Raw genomic sequence first — 328 nt, forward strand, 5'->3', positions numbered from 1 at the left:
GGTGTAACAACTGTTGTATCTGAAACTGGCTGACCTTCAACTACCGTTGCTGGAGTTACGGTTGTATCCGTATTTGGTGTCTTAGGATCTGTACCATTTTGTTTCTCAACGTCGTCTGGAATACCGTCGTTATCATCATCTGTGTCTGTCACATCTGGTGTACCATCGCCATCTGTATCACGTTGGATAGTAACTGGAACTTCGACAACTTTCTCAACACCGTCTGTTGTGACAGTGACTGGGACAGTGATTTCACGTGTTTCTTCGTCATCTTTCCAATCTGTGATGTCTGGTGTACCTGTCAACTTGCCGTTTTCATCTACTGAAA

The 328-nt window shown here is 44.2% G+C and carries 1 pseudogene; it reads right to left on the reverse strand.

Going from position 1 to position 328, the window contains the following annotated elements:
• Positions 1 to 328: pseudogene (locus NF418_RS10390) on the reverse strand (hypothetical protein); the annotation flags it as partial.

The organism is Streptococcus suis (assembly GCF_024509555.1).
In the GTDB taxonomy this organism is placed as follows: domain Bacteria; phylum Bacillota; class Bacilli; order Lactobacillales; family Streptococcaceae; genus Streptococcus; species Streptococcus suis_AD.